This window comes from Corynebacterium singulare (genome assembly GCF_000833575.1).
Lineage (GTDB): Bacteria > Actinomycetota > Actinomycetes > Mycobacteriales > Mycobacteriaceae > Corynebacterium > Corynebacterium singulare.
Window position 1 is genome coordinate 1,682,679 of record NZ_CP010827.1, and the last position, 18,672, is coordinate 1,701,350.

An 18,672-nucleotide genomic window follows, 5' to 3' on the forward strand; every position below is an offset into this window, starting at 1 on the left:
TTAGAGTTATAGGCATGAACAATAAGGAGTATCGGCCGACGCTGGCGCAGCTACGCACCTTCGTTACCATCGCGGAGAACAAGCATTTCGGAACCGCAGCCGCCAAGCTCGATATCTCCCAACCCTCCCTTTCCCAAGCCCTCGTGGCCCTCGAACAAGGCCTGGGCATCCAGCTCATCGAGCGCTCTACCCGCAAGGTGATCGTCACGTCCGCAGGCGAAGAACTTCTTCCTTTCGCCAAGGCTGCCCTCGAGGCCGCGGATGCCTTCCTCGCTCGCGCCAGAGGCACCAACGGTACGTTGTCTGGGCCTCTGACCATTGGCATAATCCCCACGATCGCCCCCTACATACTTCCCGCACTGCTCCAGTCCATCACGGAGGTCTATCCCAATCTCGAGCCCCGATTCGTCGAGGAGCAGACTCAGCACCTACTCACTAAGCTGCGCGAGGGCACCGTCGATCTGGCAATCACAGCCCTTCCCACCGAAGCCTCCGGAATGGTGGAAGTCCCTCTGTACACCGAAAGTTTCACGGTCGTCACACCCACCGACCACCCCCTCGCGGGACGCGAGGACTTCACGCTCGAGCAGCTTGACGCCCTTGATCTTCTGCTTCTCGATGACGGCCACTGTCTGCGCGACCAAGTCCTTGATCTGTGCCGACGTGCCAAGATCAATCCCTCCGAGGCCACCAACGCTGTGACTCGCGCGTCCTCTCTCACCACCATTCTTCAGCTCGTTATGGGCGGCCTCGGCGCCACCCTGGTTCCCGAGTCAGCGTTGGCTACCGAATGCACCCATCCACAGCTCGCCGTTGCCCGCTTTGCCCCCACTGTCGCCGCCGAGCGCCAGGTAGGCCTCACGTTTCGCTCATCCGCGGCCCGCGCCGAGGAATTCCGAACCTTCGGAGCTCTAGTCACTGCCGCCTACCATGCTGCGCTGACGCGTTCCCGCGAGCTCTTCCCAGTTCCCTAAAACGAGAGGTGCCCCTTTCCTCTGTCCGTCCTGTGTGGATGGACAGAGGAAAGGGGCGAGATCACTCGTTACGCGCGAGTGTTATGCCTTACTGCACCGCCGGAGCATATCGACCCTGGCACTGACGGCACAGATGCGCAGTAGCCAACTGCATAGCCGGGGCAATGACCACCAGCGCAAGGCCCAGCGTTATGAGCGAGGCCGCAAATAGCAGAGCAGAAAGAACAATGAACAGCAGGATATGACCGTAGTTGTCCTTACCCAGCTTCAGCCCCTTCGAGAATGCCTCACCGATGGAGGAGGTGTCCGCGGCAAGCCACGGCATGAGGACGAAGAAAGGCTGGATGAACAGCGCGACAAGAAAAGACACTAGCAGCAGGCCGAGTATGGAGCCCACCAAGGTCATCACCTGGCCATCAGAAGGCTGTTCCAGACTGTCCAACTCGGACGCTGACAGACCACCAAAGCCCACCACGATAGCTATGACTACCAATGCGACAATGACTATAGCGGCCAACAAGCCCAATACAAGGCTTACAACAAACGGCTGGATCCAACGGACCCCTTGGAAAAGGGTCCCCCACGTCGGCTTTGGCGTGTCAATCTCACGGTAGGCCAAGCGGTAGACCACAAGTCCAATGACGAGAGAAAGAATGCTCGTCACGAAGGAGAGGAGGTCGAAGACAACGCTGACTCCATCACCTTCGGCATTCTGCGCTGCGTTGACCCCTGCCTGGCTAACAAGCTGAATAAGACCAACGACGACAGCGCCCAGAATCCACAGCAACGGGTTCTTCAGGGTGGCGTTGAATCCCCACTTGATGGCTTCAACAGCGCTCACCGGACCGGTATAAGCTGGGCCAGCCTGCGGGCCAGGACCACTATAACTGCTGTCACCCCCATAGCCTGCGCCCGCGTAGCCCTCCTGGCCAGCGTTATAGGCACCGTAGCCGCCGTAGTCCTGGCCAACGCCAAAGGAGTCGCTGCCAGATGAGCTGCCTCCGTAGGCGCTTCCGCCGAATCCTTCGTTGGAGCCATAGCCACCAGGCTGGCCGAAACCCGCTTGGTCTTCTGGGTGGTTGGTCGGCTCATAACGCGGCAAGCCACCATTATTATTGACACCACCACCGAAGCCGTTCGGGGAGGAATTGTTCTCTGAATTAGGGTCAAAGGGATTGGTCATCACTTGTGTCCTTTACATCTTTGGTCACATAGACAACACGAGAGTACCAACAACTTCACGTTAATCGGTGAAAGAGTAAGCTTTTAGAGCGATTATGACTGCCACTCGCGATGAACTCTATAGCGCTCTCACCAATGTCTCTTTGAGTGATGAGCGAGCTTTCCGCCGCCGCCTCCGCAAAGCCCGCGCGCCCCACGCTCTCGAGGCCATCAGAGCCGATATTGATACCGCGCACGAGCGCTTGGCGGCCATCGACGCTGGGGTTCCCGATATTAGCTACCCAGAGCAGCTTCCTGTCACCGCACGGCGAGACGACATTGCTGAGGCCATTGAGAACAACCAAGTGGTCATTATTGCCGGTGAGACCGGTTCCGGTAAGACCACTCAGATCCCAAAGATCTGTCTGGAGCTCGGCCGCGGACGTCGTGGCCTCATTGGCCATACGCAGCCGCGCCGTCTGGCTGCCCGCACTGTGGCCGAGCGCATTGCGGATGAGCTCAATCAGTCGATCGGGGAATCGGTAGGCTATGCCATCCGCTTTGATGACCGAGTCTCTGCCACCACTGCGGTGAAGCTCATGACGGACGGCATTTTGCTTGCGGAGATGCAACGAGACCGCTTCCTTAACGCGTACGACACCATCATCATCGATGAAGCTCACGAGCGCTCCCTCAATATCGACTTCCTGCTGGGATATCTCAAACGTCTGCTGCCCAAGCGCCCGGATCTCAAGGTGATTATTACCTCCGCAACTATTGACCCAGAACGCTTCGCAGAGCATTTTTCCAACGCGGAAGGAGAACCTGCTCCCATCATCGAAGTCTCTGGCCGCACCTACCCGGTAGAAATCCGCTACCGCCCCCTTGAGGTGGAGTCCGGTGGTAAGACCATTGACCTCGACCCCTTGGACGCCTTGTGCGAAGCCATTGAGGAGCTCATGGCCGAAGGCGAAGGAGATATCCTCTGTTTCTTTCCTGGCGAGCGCGATATTCGTGATGCGATGGAAGCTATCGAGGGCCGACGATGGCGCGGCGTGGAGGTCACTCCCCTCTTCGGCCGCCTTTCCAACCAGGAGCAGCACCGCGTCTTCAGCTCGCACCGCGGTCGACGTATCGTTTTGTCCACCAACATCGCCGAGACATCACTGACCGTGCCCGGTATCCGCTATGTTGTTGACACCGGTACGGCACGTATCTCGCGTTATTCCACCCGAACCAAGGTTCAGCGCCTGCCCATCGAGCCTATTTCTCAGGCCAGCGCCAACCAGCGTTCGGGCCGCTGTGGCCGTGTCGCTGATGGTATTGCTATTCGCCTCTACAGCGAGCAGGATTTCCTTTCTCGCCCAGAATTCACGGATCCGGAAATTCTGCGCACCAACCTTGCCAGCGTCATCCTGCAGATGATCTCGCTGCGCCTCGGCGATATTTCCGAGTTCCCCTTTGTCCAGCCTCCCGAGCCCAAGGCCGTTCGCGATGGCCTTCTTCTTCTCCACGAACTGGGCGCACTCCAAGGCAAAGAAAAGGACGGCCTTCCGGTTCTCACCCGCGTAGGCCGCGACCTCGCGCGCATTCCTGTCGATCCACGTATGGCCCGCATGCTCGTAGAAGCCAACAGCTCTGGATGTCTGACGGACGTCATGATCATTGTCGCTGCGATGACGATTCAGGATGTGCGCGAACGTCCCATGGACAAGCAAACCCAGGCTGATCAGTCGCATGCCAGGTTCAAGGACAGGACCTCCGACTTCCTGTCCATGCTCAACTTGTGGGACTTTGTGCAGGAAACCCGCGAAGAAATGAGCGGCAACGCCTTCCGCAAGCGCATGAAGGCTGATTTCTTGCACTATATGCGCATCCGTGAGTGGTTCGATCTTGTACGCCAACTGCGCGATGTGGCCAAGCAACTCGGATGGAAAGCCCAGGAAGGTACCGAACGCCGCCCGGATGACATCCACATGTCCCTGCTGTCCGGACTGCTCTCCAATATCGGCGCCCGTGATGGAAACTCGAAGGAATTCATCGGCGCCCGCAACACGCGGTTCCTTGTTTTCCCCGGTTCTGCCCTGGCAAAGAAGCCACCGGAGTTTCTTATGGCTGCCGAACTTGTGGAGACCTCCAGGCTTTGGGCACGCGACGTCGCAGCTATCGATCCAGCGTGGGTGGAAAAGTTGGCGAAGGACCTTCTAAAGCACAACTATTCCGACCCGACATGGTCACGAAAACGCGGTTCCGCTGTGGTCACCCAGCGCTCGACCCTCTACGGGGTCACCGTAGTGGCTGACCGTACTGTGCCTTACCACCGCGTCGACCAAGCAGCGGCCCGCGATATGTTCATCCGCAATGCGCTTGTCGACGGCGACTGGACGACCCACCACCACTTCTTCCACGACAACAAGCGCAAGCTTGCTGAGGCCTCCGAATTCGAGGAGAAGGCTCGTCGCCGCGGACTTGTCGTCGACGACGATACCTTGTTCGACTTCTATGACCAGCGCATTCCGGAGACGGTCACCACGGCTCGGCACTTCGATTCATGGTGGAAGAAGCAAAAGAACAAACATGCCCTCGATTTCGATCCAGAGAAGCTCCTTGAGGATGACCATGACGTCACCGAGGAGGCTTTCCCCGACCGCTGGCTGAAGGGCAGCATCGACTACGACCTCTCCTACAAGTTCGAACCTGGCGACCCGCTCGATGGCGTCACGCTCATGGTTCCCGTGCCGCTGCTCGCGGGCCTCGACACCGAGGGTTTCGACTGGTTGGTACCGGGCCTGCGGCTTGAGCTGGTCACGGAACTTATTCGGTCCCTTCCTAAGGCACTGCGCCGCACAGTAGTGCCGGCCCCTGAGTTTGCGGAACGTGCGCTCCCTAAGCTTCTTCCCTACGAGGGACGCCTCACCGAACAGCTGGCTTCCGTGCTGCAGGAGATGGGTGGCCAAGGCATTAACGCCACTGATTTCCGCCCCGATCAACTTGATCCACACTTGCGGATGAACTTCGCAGCGGTGGATAAGCGCGGCAAGGTGATCGATTCCGACCGCGACCTCAAGGCTCTAGTCCAGCGTCAAGCCGGGCACATCTCTTCCTCTGTGTCCCGAGTCGGCCGCAAATCAGAATCCAAAGTAGTCAAGGAATGGTCTGACGATACCCTTGGCAGCATCGACGAAGAGGTCACCACCGTGGTGGATGGCCACGAAGTCACGGCCTACCCTGCTCTTGTGGCCACCAAGGAGGGTGTGGCCCTCAAGGTGCACCCCACGAAGGCAGCTGCCGATGCCTCCATGATCACCACCACGCTCACACTTTTGTTGCGGGAGATTTCCGTCAATACCCAGCAGATGGTCAAGGGCCTGCCGTTGCAGCAGCGAGTGGCTGTCGATGCTTACCCGCATGGCGGAGCTAAGGGACTCATCAACGACGCTCGAGTCGCAGCGGTTCGAGACATCATGATGGAGAAAGGAGGCCCGGTCCGCAGCCCCGCTGAATTCACCGCGTTACTCAATGCGGTGAAACCAGAAGTACCTGGCCGAGTCCGACAAGCTGTCGTGGCGATTGCCCCCGGTTTGGCTGAGTATTCGAACCTCTCCGCGGAGCTGAAGCAGTGGGAGGGCCCAGCCATCGACGATATTCGTTCTCAGCTTGAGTTCCTCTTGCCTCCGAACGCGCTCACGGTCCATGGTATCCAGCACCTGCGTCATCTTCCGCGCTATATACAGGCCGCGCGGATTCGCCTCGAGGACATGAACCTCGATCCAGACCGTGATGCCGACCGTCAGGCAGACGTGGACGAGGCCAAGGCTTATCTGGCTAACCGTCTGCGGGCTCTACCCCCTGGCCGCGAAAAGACGCGTGAGGTCAAGGACATTTACTGGATGATCGAGGAACTGCGGGTCTCACTCTTTGCCCAACGCCTGGGAACCGCCCACGCAGTTTCCCTTCGCCGAGTGCAGAAGGCCGCCGACAAAGTGCGCTAGAAGTAGTCTCGATCGCGTCGACGCATAAGGCGAATCTCAGATTCGAAGTCATCCGCGCTTTCGAAAGACTTGTATACGGACGCAAATCGTAGATAGGCCACCTCATCGAGGTCACGCAACGGCTCGAGAATGGCTAGGCCGATGTCGTTGGCATTCACCTGGGAGGATCCATGGCTGCGCACTGTTTCCTCTACCTCTTGCGCCAGCTTCTTCAGTGCATCATCGCTCACGTCACGGCCTTGGCATGCACGTTGCACGCCACGAATGAGCTTGTCGCGACTAAATGGCTCAGCAAGACCATTGCGTTTGACTACCAGGAGGACCGCTTTTTCAACAGTGGTAAATCGGCCTTTACAGGCTGAGCATTCGCGGCGCCGACGTATCGACGTACCGCTGTCCACCACACGGGAGTCAATAACTCGTGATTGTTCGTTGTGACAGAACGGGCAATACACGGCGCGGTATCCTTCCTCACGGTGACTTGAGCTGCGCCCTTCTTACTCACCCCAAGGTGGGTTTAGCACTGCAAGAAACTCGGACGCGGAGTATCGCCCCGTAGTTTACTCACTGTATCGCCCCGCCCGGTATCGGGAGTAGAGGTTACCGGAATTCTACTGGGAAGCCGCGGCCACGTCTTGAGTAGCGGAGGGTGCGGACGGAGCTTGTCCGTCGATGCTCAACCCGCCCCATACCGTGCCGATAAACACCGCAGCGCCGAATACTGCGCCAAGGACATAGTTACCTACGTTCGATCCACCGTGTAGACGATTCTCACCCCTGCATCGCGCAACTGCGGCGCTTTCAACCCGTCGTACATCACGCCTCTGTGTTCTATCTAACGGCGATAAAGTTCGAACATGTTCCGTTGGTGAGATTCGGCGCGCGGAGTCATTACCAAGCGCAGAGGGCTCCCACACCGACGCCGGTGGCACTACTGAAGGACGCGAAAAACTTTCGCCGCGAGCCGAGAAGCTGTGGTTACGGTTGGTATTGAGGGCGATAGCCATGTTGTTGCCTTTCGTTGGTTGGTCACTAGGTGATGGCGATAGCTGAAGTGTAGAAAAGCACTCCGACACCATCGAACACTTCCATCGCTAAATAGTTCGAATTGATGCGTATGTTCGATTTATAACACCTCCTCGAAAATTTGTCCACATCTGCGCGCCGACTCTCGAACATTTTTTCTTTACGTGATACAAAGGAACCAGGCGACAACACAATCTGCCCCAGATACATCACCCAATAGATCGCATTTCCCCGACCACCCTCCAAGCCTTCCTAGGAGTTGACATGGCCCGTAAACCCAAAAAGAACGACCAGCCTACTCTCGAATCTCTATCCCCACGCCAACGACGCATTCTCGAGGTCATCCACGATGCCGTAATGCTGCGTGGATACCCGCCAAGCATTCGTGAAATTGGTGACGCCACTGGACTTCAGTCCACTTCTTCAGTGGCATACCAGCTAAAACAGCTCGAGGAAAAGGGCTTTTTGCGCCGTGACCCTAACAAGCCGCGCGCCGTAGACGTTCGCCACTTCCCTAGTGCCGATGATTCTAAGAAACCAGGCCGGAAAGCCAGCTCAGCCAAGGAAACTGTTGAAGCCGTCACGGGTGACATTCCGGAAGAAGCATCCGCACCGACTTATATTCCGGTTGTCGGTCGCATCGCAGCGGGCTCCCCCATCACCGCCGAAGAGAATATTGACACCTACTTCCCTATGCCCGATGACATCGTTGGCAATGGTGAGCTCTACATGCTGCAAGTAGTCGGGGATTCCATGCAGGACGCGGGCATCCTTAATGGCGACTGGGTCATCATTCGTTCGCAATCAGTCGCTGAGGAGGGCGAGTTTGTTGCAGCACTCCTTGATGGAGAGGAAGCCACGGTCAAGGAGTTCCACCGCGATTCCTCCGGCGTGTGGCTGCTTCCGCACAATGAGGCTTACTCCCCGATCAAGGGTGACGAGGCCGAGATCATGGGTAAGGTCGTCTCAGTCTTCCGCAAGCTTTAGACAGTCCCCGCCCCACGTCGCATCTAGCGCCTCTTTCCCTGCTCAATCTCCCCTCCACACTCCACACGGTGCGGGCGAATCGAGCGGAGAGTTTTTCTTTTTCCACCCCCTTGTGTGTGTGTATGTGCCCGATCTGCACCCAATCAGCGTGCTAAATCACAGAATCCCAAATGTGCAGGCCAACGCAGGACTTGGAGATGAATCTTATGGCATTCTATGTGTTTTGATTTGTTTAGTTCCGCTTTGCCCGCACTTAATGCGAGAATGGAGACATTGCCACAACATTCGTTGCTTCGTTCGTTCGCCGCTTCGAGACTTTCTCCGAGCCACAGTCCGGCGCAGCGACCGTCCCCCATGGAGCCCCTCAAAGGGAGGAACTATGTACGCAGAAGAACGTCGCCGTCAGATTGCCTCGCTAACCGCCGTGGAAGGCCGGGTTAACGTCACTGAATTGTCCGAACGCTTCGACGTCACTGCCGAAACTATTCGCCGTGATCTTGCCGTCCTCGACCGTGAGGGAGTTGTCCACAGAGTTCATGGCGGCGCTGTCGCCTCCCAATCTTTCCAAACCGCCGAGTTCACCCTAGATACGCGTCAGCGTTCTGCAACTGGAGCGAAGATGGCTATTGCCCGTGCCGCCCTGGATCAGCTTCCAGACGGAGGAAGTATCTTCCTCGACGCTGGTACAACGACTAATGCCCTCGCCGACCTAATCGGCCAGCGCTATTCAGCAGGCCAGTTCAACATCGTGTCGAATAGTCTGCCAATCGCCCTGTCTTTGGCCAACAATGGTGTATCCGATGTCCAGTTGTTGGGTGGCACCGTTCGCGCTATTACCCAAGCGGTTGTGGGCGATACGGCACTGCGAACAATGGCGCTGATGCGCGCCGACGTCGCCTTCATCGGCACCAACGCCTTGACCGTTGACCACGGTCTATCTACTGCAGATTCGCAAGAAGCTGCCATCAAGTCCGCTTTTGTTACCAATGCCCATCGCGTAGTCGTTCTGTGCGATTCGTCGAAGTTGGGTAACGATTACCTAGTCAGCTTCGCTTCTCTCGACGACATTGATGTTGTCATCACCGACTCTGCAGCTCCAGAGACATTTGTCGAGGCGCTCAAGGAGCATGGCATCGACGTCATCATCGCCCCCGAACATTAGTTCCCGGCTGAGGTCTCTGGCTCTACTTAAAAGATCAATCACCCCTGACCCCTCATAGGATTGAGGTGTCAGGGGTGGTTTTCGTTAAGGCATGAAGGGGTCTTTAAAACTCCTCAAGCAGCGCAATAACTGCAGAACGGGCCTCAGATGGGCTCTCTGCATTGACAGCAGCTTCCGCCATCTTTTCACACTGCTCAAAAGTAAGTTCAGCCAGTTGTGCGCCCACTCCAGCAACTGCAGTCGAAGCTGCGGACAACGAGGTCACCCCAAGGCCGGTTAGTACGCACGCCAGCATTGGATCAGCAGCTGCCTCACCACACACGCCGACCGGAACGTTGTTATCGCGGCCAACCACACAGGTGTGCTGAATGAGGCGCAGAACTGCAGGCTGCCATGGATCCGTCAGGTAGGCCAGCTGCGGGGACAGGCGGTCAGCAGCCATCGTGTACTGAGTGAGATCGTTGGTGCCAATAGAAACGAAATCGAGGTGCGGCATGATGGTGTCTGCCATCAGTGCGGCAGCGGGAACCTCAATCATGGCACCGGCGGTCAGGCCACGCTCACGGCACAATCCCGCGAACCATTTTGCCTCAACCGCAGTGGCCAACATCGGGGCCATGACCCACGTGGTGGAATCCTCATCACGTTGAGCGGCCGCCTGCGCGATGGCATCGAGCTGGCGGGTCAACAGTGCCTCATTGTCGCGCGCGACTCGCAAACCTCGCACGCCCAACGCAGGGTTCTCTTCGGAGTCCAGGGTGGCGTAAGAAATCGGCTTATCCGATCCAGCATCGAGTGTGCGAACGACCACCTTGGCGCTGGGGAACGAGTTAAACACCTTGCCGTAGATACGTGCCTGTTCATCGACGGTAGGTTCCTCGCTCGCAGAAAGGAAGGACAACTCCGTACGGTAAAGTCCAATGCCTTCCGCTTGGGAATCCGAGGCAATACGCGCAGCGTTGCCATCGGCCACGTTGGCCAGCAGCTGCACGCGGTGACTGTCCTTGGTCTGTGCTGGGCCACGCCACTCGGCAACACGGGCTGCCTTCTCACGGTACTCCTCAACGGCCTTGAGCGAGCTCTCACGGTCTGCACCGAGGGACACCGTGCCCACGGAACCATCAACGAAGACCTGCGTGCCGGCGTCAATCGTGCGCAATTCCGCTCCAACCGCCACGATGCATGGGATGTCCAGTTGGCGGGCGATAATCGCAGTGTGGCTAGTCGGGCCACCGAGTTCAGTCACCAGTGCCTTGATGTGGGAGGTGTCAAGGGTTGCGGTATCTGCGGGGGCTAGGTCATCAGCGAGCAGAACCGCTTCACCGTCGACCATGGGAAGACCCGGTTCCTGCTCCCCACGAAGTTGCGCAATAACTCGGTCTCGCACGTCCTTCAGGTCCGTGGTGCGTTCCGCCATAACTCCGCCAGCGGCCTCAAACATGGTGACGAATTTGTCCGTTGCACCAACAGTCGCGTACTCAGCATTTTTACCACCGCGAATACCCTTACGGACGGCCTTATGCCAGCCGCGGTCCTTCACCATTCCAGCGGTGGCTGTCAACACCTCCGCAGCCTGGCCATCAGCACCAGCAGCGCGCTGTTCTAAGCGGCTGGCGACGATATCGACGGCTTCGAGGAAACGGTCGTATTCTGCATCGCGGTTTTCCTCCGCGATGGTTTCTCCGGCAGTAGGTAGCTCCGGGCGGGGGCGAACCCACACCGCTTCGGCATAAGCAACACCGGCAACAACTCCGGTTCCTTTGATGGTGGATGGGGATGCGTTTTCCATGACACAAATCCTTAACGGAGACGATTTTTCCTTAACCCAGAACACCACATGTTGCCCAAAAATTCAATGAAAACCAGAGTGATCCTATTGACAACCAGACACAATCGGGCAACAATCGGAAATGAAACAACATTCACTCTCCAATGGCCGAGACAACCTCAACGTGGCAGGTACGCCACGATGACTGGTGGCTCCCAATATACGTACGCCGCGAAAGGGGACGACTCTCCAGAATGATCCTTACTTTGACCCCGAACCCCAGCATCGACGCCACCATTACGCTCAAGGAAGCGATACAGCCCGGCTCAGTCCACCGAGCCGCGTCGGTTACCCACGTAGCCGGTGGAAAAGGCGTCAACGTCACCCATGCGGTGACGAAAGCAGGCGCCGACAGCCTAGCTCTCCTGCCAGCCGCTCTAGGTGATCACTTCCTCGCACTCACTGCGGCAGACTCCATCCCCGTCCACGCGGTGGAGATTGACGGTGCTGTGCGAACCAACACCACGTTGACGGAGCCTGATGGCCGAACGACCAAACTCAACGGCCCCGGACCCACGCTCAGCGAAAGAGATCAGAAAGCTATCGCCGCAGCGCTCGCCGAGTACGCGCCTCGTGCTGAGTGGCTCATCATGGCTGGGTCCTTGCCCAAAGGCGTTCCTGCTGATTGGTACACACACCTCATTACCGTCGCCCGCGAGGCCAACCCTCAGCTCCACATCGCCGTCGATACGTCCGACGCCCCTATGGTCGCGCTCGGTGAAAACCTCGATACTGCCGCCCCCGATCTCATCAAGCCCAACGGTCTTGAGCTGGGGCAGCTCGCTGGTGTCGACGGCCAAGCCCTAGAGGTATCCGCTGAGAACGGTGATTTTGAAGGCGTTGTGAAGGCCGCGAGGGACGTCGTCAAGCGCGGCATTTCCGAGGTCCTTGTCACGCTAGGCAGCGCCGGCGCGGTTTTGGTCACCGAAGATGAAGCCTGGGCCGCTACTCCCCCGCCAGTGACCGTGAAGTCCACCGTAGGCGCAGGTGATTCTTCCCTGTCCGGATACATCCTGGCTCGCCGTCGCGGCGCCTCGAGCGCAGACGCCTTGCGTAGCGCTGTGGCCTACGGCTCCGCAGCCGCCGGCCTTCCCGGAACACAACTCCCCACCCCCGAAGAACTTGATATCGAAGGCACTGCAGTCAGTGCAGTCCCCGCCCACTAGCACCTGTTAGGAGTGCACCCACATGGCATCCGATCTCATCACCACCGACCTCGTTGCTCTCGACGCTGACTTCGGTGACAGCATCGAATCCGTCATCACCAACCTCGCCACGCTGGTCCACAAGACCGGACGAGCAAGCTCTGTCGACGAACTCGCAGCACCCGCCATCGCCCGTGAGGAAAAAGCTGGTACTGGTGTCCCCGGCGGCGTAGCTATCCCGCACTGCCGTTCAGCGGCAGTCAGCGAACCCACCTTAGCTTTCGCCCGACTCTCCCACGGCGTGGACTTCTCGGGGCCCGATGGCGACGCACAACTGGTCTTTCTCATCGCGGCTCCCGAAGGCGGTGGCAAGGCACACCTTAAAATTCTGTCCAAACTCGCCCGAGCACTCGTTAAGAAGGACTTTCTTGAGTCGCTGCGCACCGCAAAGACCACGGACGAGATTGTGACACTGGTCCTGGACGTCGTCAACGCCGAAAAGCCTAAGAAAAAGACCACCGACACCGCTCCAACTACTGCGGTTGCAGCAGGAGCAGCTTCTGCCGGCGCCGCTGTTCCCGCCTCGGAATCTCGCCCCGCGCAGAGTGCCTCAGATGCAACAAAGACACGCATCGTCGCCGTCACCGCCTGCCCAACCGGTATCGCACACACATACATGGCTGCCGATGCCCTGTCACAGACCGCCGAGGAACGCGATGACGTCGAGCTAACTGTCGAAACTCAGGGCTCTTCCAATAACACTGCTGTCTCCGCCGACACCATCGCGGCTGCCGACGCCGTCATCTTCGCCACCGACGTTGGTGTCCGCGACCGCGAGCGGTTCGCAGGCAAGCCAGTCATTGAATCTGGCGTCAAGCGCGCCATCAACGAACCAGGCGTCATGATTGATGAGGCCATCACCGCCTCCACCAACCCGCATGCCCGAAAAGTCGCGGGTACCGCACGCACCGAGCACTCCGACTCGGCAGAAGAAGGCGAAGGGCTGAGCTGGGGCAAGCGTATCCAGCAGGCCATCATGACCGGTGTGTCCTACATGGTGCCGTTTGTCGCAGCTGGCGGCCTTCTGTTGGCGCTGGGATTCTTGCTTGGCGGCTACGACGTAGCCAACGGCTGGCAGGCTATTACCACCGAATACTCACTGACGGACCTGCCAGGCCATGACGTAGTGGTCGACGGCGCAACGATGACCTTCAAGCACTCAGGCCTTGGCCTCTACCTCGGCGCGGTACTCTTCGCCATTGGCCAAGCGGCGATGGGCTTCATTGTCGCAGCTCTCTCCGGCTTTATTTCCTTCGCACTGGCAGGCCGCCCTGGCATCGCGCCGGGCTTCGCTGGCGGCGCCATTGCTGTCACTGTGGGTGCGGGCTTCATCGGCGGCCTCGTCACCGGTCTCATTGCGGGCTTCGTTGCCATGTGGATTGGAAACTGGAAGGTGCCGCGCTGGATCGGCTCCCTCATGCCTGTCGTCATCATTCCGTTGCTTGCCACTATGATTACTGGCCTGCTCATGTTCCTGCTGCTCGGTGCCCCGTTGGCCGCTATCATGAACGGTCTACAGAATTGGCTGGCTTCCATGTCTGGCTCTTCTGCTGTTCTGCTGGGCATCATCCTCGGTCTCATGATGTGCTCTGACCTAGGCGGCCCAGTCAACAAGGCCGCTTACCTCTTTGCCACCGCGGGCCTGTCCACTGGTGACGAGGCTTCCATGAAGATCATGGCCGCCGTCATGGCCTCCGGTATGGTCGCCCCCATCGCACTGTCTATCGCTACGTTCGCGCGTAAGAACCTCTTCACCCCGGCGGAACAGGAGAACGGCAAGTCCGCGTGGCTGCTGGGCCTGTCCTTCGTCTCCGAAGGCGCTATCCCGTTCGCTGCGGCCGACCCGCTTCGCGTCATCCCGTCCATGATGCTTGGCGGTGCGGTCACCGGAGCACTGTCGATGGCGCTGGGTGTCATGTCCCGCGCTCCGCACGGCGGCATCTTCGTTATCTTCGCCATCGAGCCTGCATGGGCTTACTTCGTAGCCATCCTCGCTGGCGTGGCGGTGGCCGCGATCGCTGTCATTGCCATGAAACAGTTCTGGCCCAATAAGACAGCTGAAGAGGCTGCTGCCAAGGCTGAATCAGCTGCGGCTGCCGCGTAATTCCGGACGTCCAGTTCGGAACCCGCGTACACTTGTCATTACGAAAATTCTTTAAGTCGAAAGGACTATCACTATGGCTTCTAAGACCGTCAAGGTTGGTTCCTCCGTTGGACTGCACGCACGTCCTGCCTCCATCATCGCTGACGCTGCTGCGGAGTTCGATGAGGATATCTTCCTGAACCTCGTCGGTGATGAGGACGAGGACGAGACCGATGCTGCTTCTTCCCTCATGATCATGGCACTCGGCGCCGAGCAGGGCGACGAAGTCACCGTGACCTCAGAGAACGAGGCTGCTGTTGAGAAGATTGCTGGCCTCATCGAGCAGGATTTGGACGCCGAATAGAAGGTCCTAAAGCTGCGGCCCGTAATCTGCAGTAATTAGCAAAAAATCCCGTCCACGCGGCGGGATTTTTGCATCTTTAGGCGCCGGCACGCCAGTGTCTAGGGCGCATCTGCGCCACGCTCGTCCTTGTCTGGAGTTGGCAAGAAGGCAGTCGCACTCGTACCTAAGAAGACGAGGACAAAGAGCACCCATAGCCCTGGGGGAAGGTAAGGCAGCAGCGCCCCTGGGTACGCCGAGACTGCGACATGGACGGCGACCGTGTACCAGATGCCCACTAGGAGCGCTGTCAGCATGGCAACACAGTACGGAAAGAGGATTGCCCAGAACTCTGCTTGCTGGATCGCGCCTTGGGTACGGCCCAGAAGACGCAGTGGTGAGAAGAACGCATGCAAATTGGCCCGCTTGCCCATCACAGAGACCGCGAGGACCAGGCAGATCGCCAGCAGAGTGTAGGCCGCGGTGGGGACGAAGCCGGCGGTTCCGTCGCCGTGGGGCCCGTACATGATCTGGCTATCCATATCCACGTGCCGTACCCAATCCTGCGCGGACTCCACCCGGAGATGATCCGGTGCGCTAGCCGATTCTGCGACCACGGGGAGCCCCCATTCCGGTTTGACCGGAGACTCGCTAGAGATACCGGAGAACGGCACCATGAAGTCTGGGTAGAAGGGGCTGTGAGCTTTCACCGGCGCCGCGGGCGAGAGTAGCTGCCCTATCACGTGGTCATTCGATCCGGCCAGAGAATAGTCAGACGCCTTCTCCATCGATACGGAGGTCCGCCCCGCGGATTCGAAGTCCGAAGGCTGCCAGTAGACCACCCCACGGCAGTCGTCGCCGATCTCTTCGCATACACCGTCTGCTTCCTGCGCTTCCAGCAAGCGAGAATCTTGGCCAACGACGACTGGGACCGTTTGGAAATTCTGGGAGCCTACGTAATTTGCCGCCCATAACGAGGTCTGTGCACCTGTGAAGCCTGCCAGCGGAATGGCTACGAGCGCGGTAGCAAGCCCCACCCTCGAGGTCGTCCCGACGGTTTCGGAAGAGCGGATGCCTAGCGCGGGTGCCGACCATCCGCTCACCTTTTTGATCGCCGCGGCTGCCCAGCGAGCTAGCGCCCGGGCGAAGGGGCCGGCAAGTGTGACAGCGAGGAACGGCAAGGTGAAGACGAATATCAACACGACAGGCCCTGGCGGAGTCGTCACCATACACCAGATACCCGCGGCAATATTGACCACTGCGAGCACTAGGCCAACCAGCCCCACCAAGGATTTGGACTTACCTACTGTTGCCGCTCCCCGATCCCCGGTTTTGGCCAGCACCTTGTCGACGTTGAGAATCCCCACGCCGAGGAGGTACAGGGGGACTAAGACCAGCAGTGACGACCAGGCAACGTCAATGGGCGAGCCCCAGTGATCTGGCAGTTGCTTGTTGAGCCCTAGCAGAATCACCTTGAAAAGCGGCGTCGCCAACAACCGTCCCAACACGACCGCCGAAATGCTTGCTAGAAGCGCCAGGCACGCCCCTTGCAGGAGCAGGTGCCTAGTGAAAAACGCCCTGCCTATGCCAAGAATCCTCAGCGCTTGCACGGTATTTCGGTGGTCAGCGATAAAATTCTGATGCGCCAACCGGACCCCGGCGAATGCCGGGATGATCGCAATCAGGCTCATATTCGTCACGCCGGCCTTGAAGTCGCTGCTTCCGCCAGTCGAAAATGCGACGTAAAGGATGGTGCCGACGAGCGTGCCGATTACTACCGCAGCCAGTACGATTCCCCCGATGAAGGGGCGCGCCGTCACCGACAGCTCTCTCCGGTAGGCGGCGGTGGGAGTCATGGTCTTCATGAGCTATACCCCCATCTGCAGCAGCGTTTCTGCCTGCCCGTCGAAAAGCTCGCGGTGGGAGCAATAGACCACTATCGCTCCCCGCTTCGCCGACTGGCGCAACAAGTCCTCGACCACGGTGACATTCGCTCCATCAAGCGCGCTGACGGGCTCATCCATGAGCACCAGGTCCGGTTGGGAAGCTAGTGCCTGGGCCACCGCAACGCGCTGGCGTTGACCCCCGGATAGCTCCGCCGGCAGGGCTTCTGTGAAAGGCTGCATGCCCAACGTGCCAAGCAGCTCTTCCCTGCCGTGGGCGTCGAGGCCCCGTCCGGCGACGTGAACTGCAAGCTCGAGGTTCTCCCGGCAGCTGAGGCTAGGCAGGAGGGTCGGTGCCTGTGGTGCGTACCCGACGTGCGTGGCTCGCCACGAGGTTAGCTTCTTGGCCGCGCCCTTTCCGAACCGTTTACCGTCGATGGTTACCCTTCCTTCACTAGGTGCGCGCAGACCGGCTAACAGATCCAGAACCGTGGATTTACCGCTTCCCGATGGGCCCCGGACTTCGTAGATGCCAGGCCGTGACAACGACAGCGCGGCATCCCGCAGAATATATGGCCCATATTTCGAGTATCGATAAGAGATTTTATTCCAAACTATTGCAACCACCACAACTCCTATCTTGTTAAAGGGCATACGCTACCCGAGCACCAAAACATTATCGGTAATTGCACGAACACGTTTATCGTGAGTGACAATTACCCAAGTACGGCGCCCTTAATACTTCGCGTTCTGCCCTTCCCCGACTTGGTCGTAGAGGTGCTTCATGACTGGGTAGAGCACGATGATGCCCACCGAGCCCCAGGCGATTCCCTCGAGCGTCACGCCAAAGATGTCCAGCGTCAGGTTGCCAATGCCGGCGATGAGAGCCACGGCGGCGGCCGTTAGGTTGACCGGGTTGTTGAAGTTCACCTTGTTGTCCATCCAGATGCGCACGCCCAGCATGCCGATGAGGCCATAGAGAACGAGACACGCACCACCCAGCACGCCCGTAGGAATGGTAAAGATGAGAGCACCGAACTTTGGGATGAAGGCCAGCGCAATAGCGGTGATGGCAGCAACCCAGTAAGCAGCCGTGGAATAGACTCGGGTCGCGGCCATCACACCGATGTTTTCGGCATACGTCGTGGTACCGGAACCACCAAAGCCACCGGCCAGGGAGGTCGCTAGTCCGTCAGCAATGAGAGCATCACCGGCGAGGTCATCGAGGTCACGCTTGGTCATCTCGGAGACTGCCTTCACGTGGCCGACGTTTTCCGCAATGAGGACGACCAGCACCGGAAGCGCCGCCAGAATCGCAGACAGGTGGAATTCTGGGGCATGGAACTGTGGGAAGCCAATCCAGGCTGCCTGGCGAATCGACTCCACAGCGCCCTCACCGAGGTTGCCCGTTATCGCAGCAAAAGCCCAGCCCACGACGACACCAATGAGGATGGACAGACGCGAGACCATGCCGCGCCCAGCTACCGTCGCCAAGATAATGACCGCCAAGGTTACGGTCGCCACGAGCGGCTGACTGGAGAAGTTGGAGGCAGCGTTCGGCGCCAGGTTCAATCCGATAAGCGCCACGATGGCGCCGGTTACTGCAGGCGGCATGACCGCGTCCAGAACCTTACGGCCCGCCGCCTTTACTCCGAATCCGATAGCGACCAGCACCAGACCCGTCACCAGAACCGAGCCGGCCTGCGCACCAATGCCATACTGCTGAGAGGCAGCTAGTGGGGCGATGAATGCAAAGGACGAGCCCAAATAGGAGGGCAGGCGGTTGCGCGTCATCACCAGGAACAGGATCGTTCCCAGACCAGAGAAAAGCAGTGTCGTGTTAACCGGGAATCCGGTCAGGGTAGGCACAAGCAGCGTAGCGCCAAACATGGCCACCACGTGCTGCATGCCGATGCCGATGGTGCGACCCCAACTCAATCGTTCCTCGGGTGCAACAACTGCACCCGGCTTAATAGTTTTTCCGTCTCCGTGGACGTCCCAGCCAAAGTTACTCACGAGCTCTCATTATGG

13 protein-coding genes are annotated in these 18,672 nt (G+C 58.8%); 7 read left to right on the top strand and 6 right to left on the bottom strand.

Annotation, left to right across the window (positions count from 1 at the left end; translation table 11 throughout):
• Nucleotides 1–14 precede the first annotated feature (14 nt).
• Nucleotides 15–974 (top strand): hydrogen peroxide-inducible genes activator, encoded by a 960-nt coding sequence (locus tag CSING_RS07850; RefSeq protein WP_042531204.1) that lies wholly within the window; start codon nt 15–17, stop codon nt 972–974.
• An 88-nt stretch (nt 975–1,062) separates the two neighbouring features.
• Here the strand turns inward: CSING_RS07850 and CSING_RS07855 are convergent, their stop codons facing one another.
• Complete coding sequence (locus CSING_RS07855; RefSeq protein ID WP_042531206.1) at nt 1,063–2,157, bottom strand: DUF4013 domain-containing protein; 1,095 nt, start codon at nt 2,155–2,157, stop codon at nt 1,063–1,065.
• 94 nt (nt 2,158–2,251) lie between these two features.
• Here CSING_RS07855 and hrpA point away from each other — a divergent pair, with 94 nt between their 5' ends.
• Nucleotides 2,252–6,127, top strand: a complete 3,876-nt coding sequence (hrpA, locus tag CSING_RS07860; protein ID WP_042531208.1) for an ATP-dependent RNA helicase HrpA — start codon at nt 2,252–2,254, stop codon at nt 6,125–6,127.
• Here hrpA and nrdR read toward each other — a convergent pair.
• Nucleotides 6,124–6,582, bottom strand: a complete 459-nt coding sequence (nrdR, locus tag CSING_RS07865) for a transcriptional regulator NrdR (protein ID WP_042531210.1) — start codon at nt 6,580–6,582, stop codon at nt 6,124–6,126. The genes hrpA and nrdR overlap by 4 nt on opposite strands.
• 835 nt (nt 6,583–7,417) lie before the next feature.
• Here nrdR and lexA point away from each other — a divergent pair.
• Together lexA and CSING_RS07875 are read left to right on the top strand one after the other, a co-directional pair.
• Nucleotides 7,418–8,140 carry a transcriptional repressor LexA gene (lexA, locus tag CSING_RS07870; RefSeq protein WP_042531212.1) on the top strand — a complete coding sequence of 241 codons (723 nt, stop codon included), beginning with the start codon at nt 7,418–7,420 and terminating at the stop codon, nt 8,138–8,140.
• 379 nt (nt 8,141–8,519) lie between these two features.
• Entirely contained in the window at nt 8,520–9,302 is a 783-nt protein-coding gene (locus CSING_RS07875) for a DeoR/GlpR family DNA-binding transcription regulator (protein WP_042531214.1), read from the top strand.
• A 103-nt stretch (nt 9,303–9,405) separates the two neighbouring features.
• Here CSING_RS07875 and ptsP read toward each other — a convergent pair whose 3' ends face one another.
• Nucleotides 9,406–11,091 carry a phosphoenolpyruvate--protein phosphotransferase gene (gene ptsP, locus CSING_RS07880; RefSeq protein WP_042531215.1) on the bottom strand — a complete coding sequence of 562 codons (1,686 nt, stop codon included), beginning with the start codon at nt 11,089–11,091 and terminating at the stop codon, nt 9,406–9,408.
• Between the two features lie 233 nt (nt 11,092–11,324).
• Here ptsP and pfkB point away from each other — a divergent pair, with 233 nt between their 5' ends.
• The 3 genes from pfkB (at nt 11,325) to CSING_RS07895 (ending at nt 14,782) form a co-directional block, all read left to right on the top strand.
• Nucleotides 11,325–12,296 (top strand): 1-phosphofructokinase, encoded by a 972-nt coding sequence (pfkB, locus tag CSING_RS07885; protein ID WP_042531217.1) that lies wholly within the window; start codon nt 11,325–11,327, stop codon nt 12,294–12,296.
• 22 nt (nt 12,297–12,318) lie between these two features.
• The gene (locus tag CSING_RS07890) at nt 12,319–14,439 is read left to right on the top strand and encodes a PTS fructose transporter subunit IIABC (protein WP_042531219.1); all 2,121 of its coding nucleotides are present in this window, start codon (nt 12,319–12,321) and stop codon (nt 14,437–14,439) included.
• A 73-nt stretch (nt 14,440–14,512) separates the two neighbouring features.
• The gene (locus CSING_RS07895; RefSeq protein ID WP_042531221.1) at nt 14,513–14,782 is read left to right on the top strand and encodes an HPr family phosphocarrier protein; all 270 of its coding nucleotides are present in this window, start codon (nt 14,513–14,515) and stop codon (nt 14,780–14,782) included.
• A gap of 98 nt (nt 14,783–14,880) precedes the next feature.
• Here the strand turns inward: CSING_RS07895 and CSING_RS07900 are convergent, their stop codons facing one another.
• The 3 genes from CSING_RS07900 to CSING_RS07910 form a co-directional block, all read right to left on the bottom strand.
• Nucleotides 14,881–16,623 (bottom strand): FtsX-like permease family protein, encoded by a 1,743-nt coding sequence (locus CSING_RS07900; RefSeq protein ID WP_042531223.1) that lies wholly within the window; start codon nt 16,621–16,623, stop codon nt 14,881–14,883.
• Nucleotides 16,624–16,626: 3 nt separating this feature from the next.
• Nucleotides 16,627–17,268, bottom strand: coding sequence for an ATP-binding cassette domain-containing protein (locus tag CSING_RS07905; RefSeq protein ID WP_052471399.1), 642 nt, complete (start codon nt 17,266–17,268; stop codon nt 16,627–16,629).
• 108 nt (nt 17,269–17,376) lie between these two features.
• Nucleotides 17,377–18,657 (bottom strand): uracil-xanthine permease family protein, encoded by a 1,281-nt coding sequence (locus CSING_RS07910; RefSeq protein WP_042531225.1) that lies wholly within the window; start codon nt 18,655–18,657, stop codon nt 17,377–17,379.
• Nucleotides 18,658–18,672: the final 15 nt, after the last annotated feature.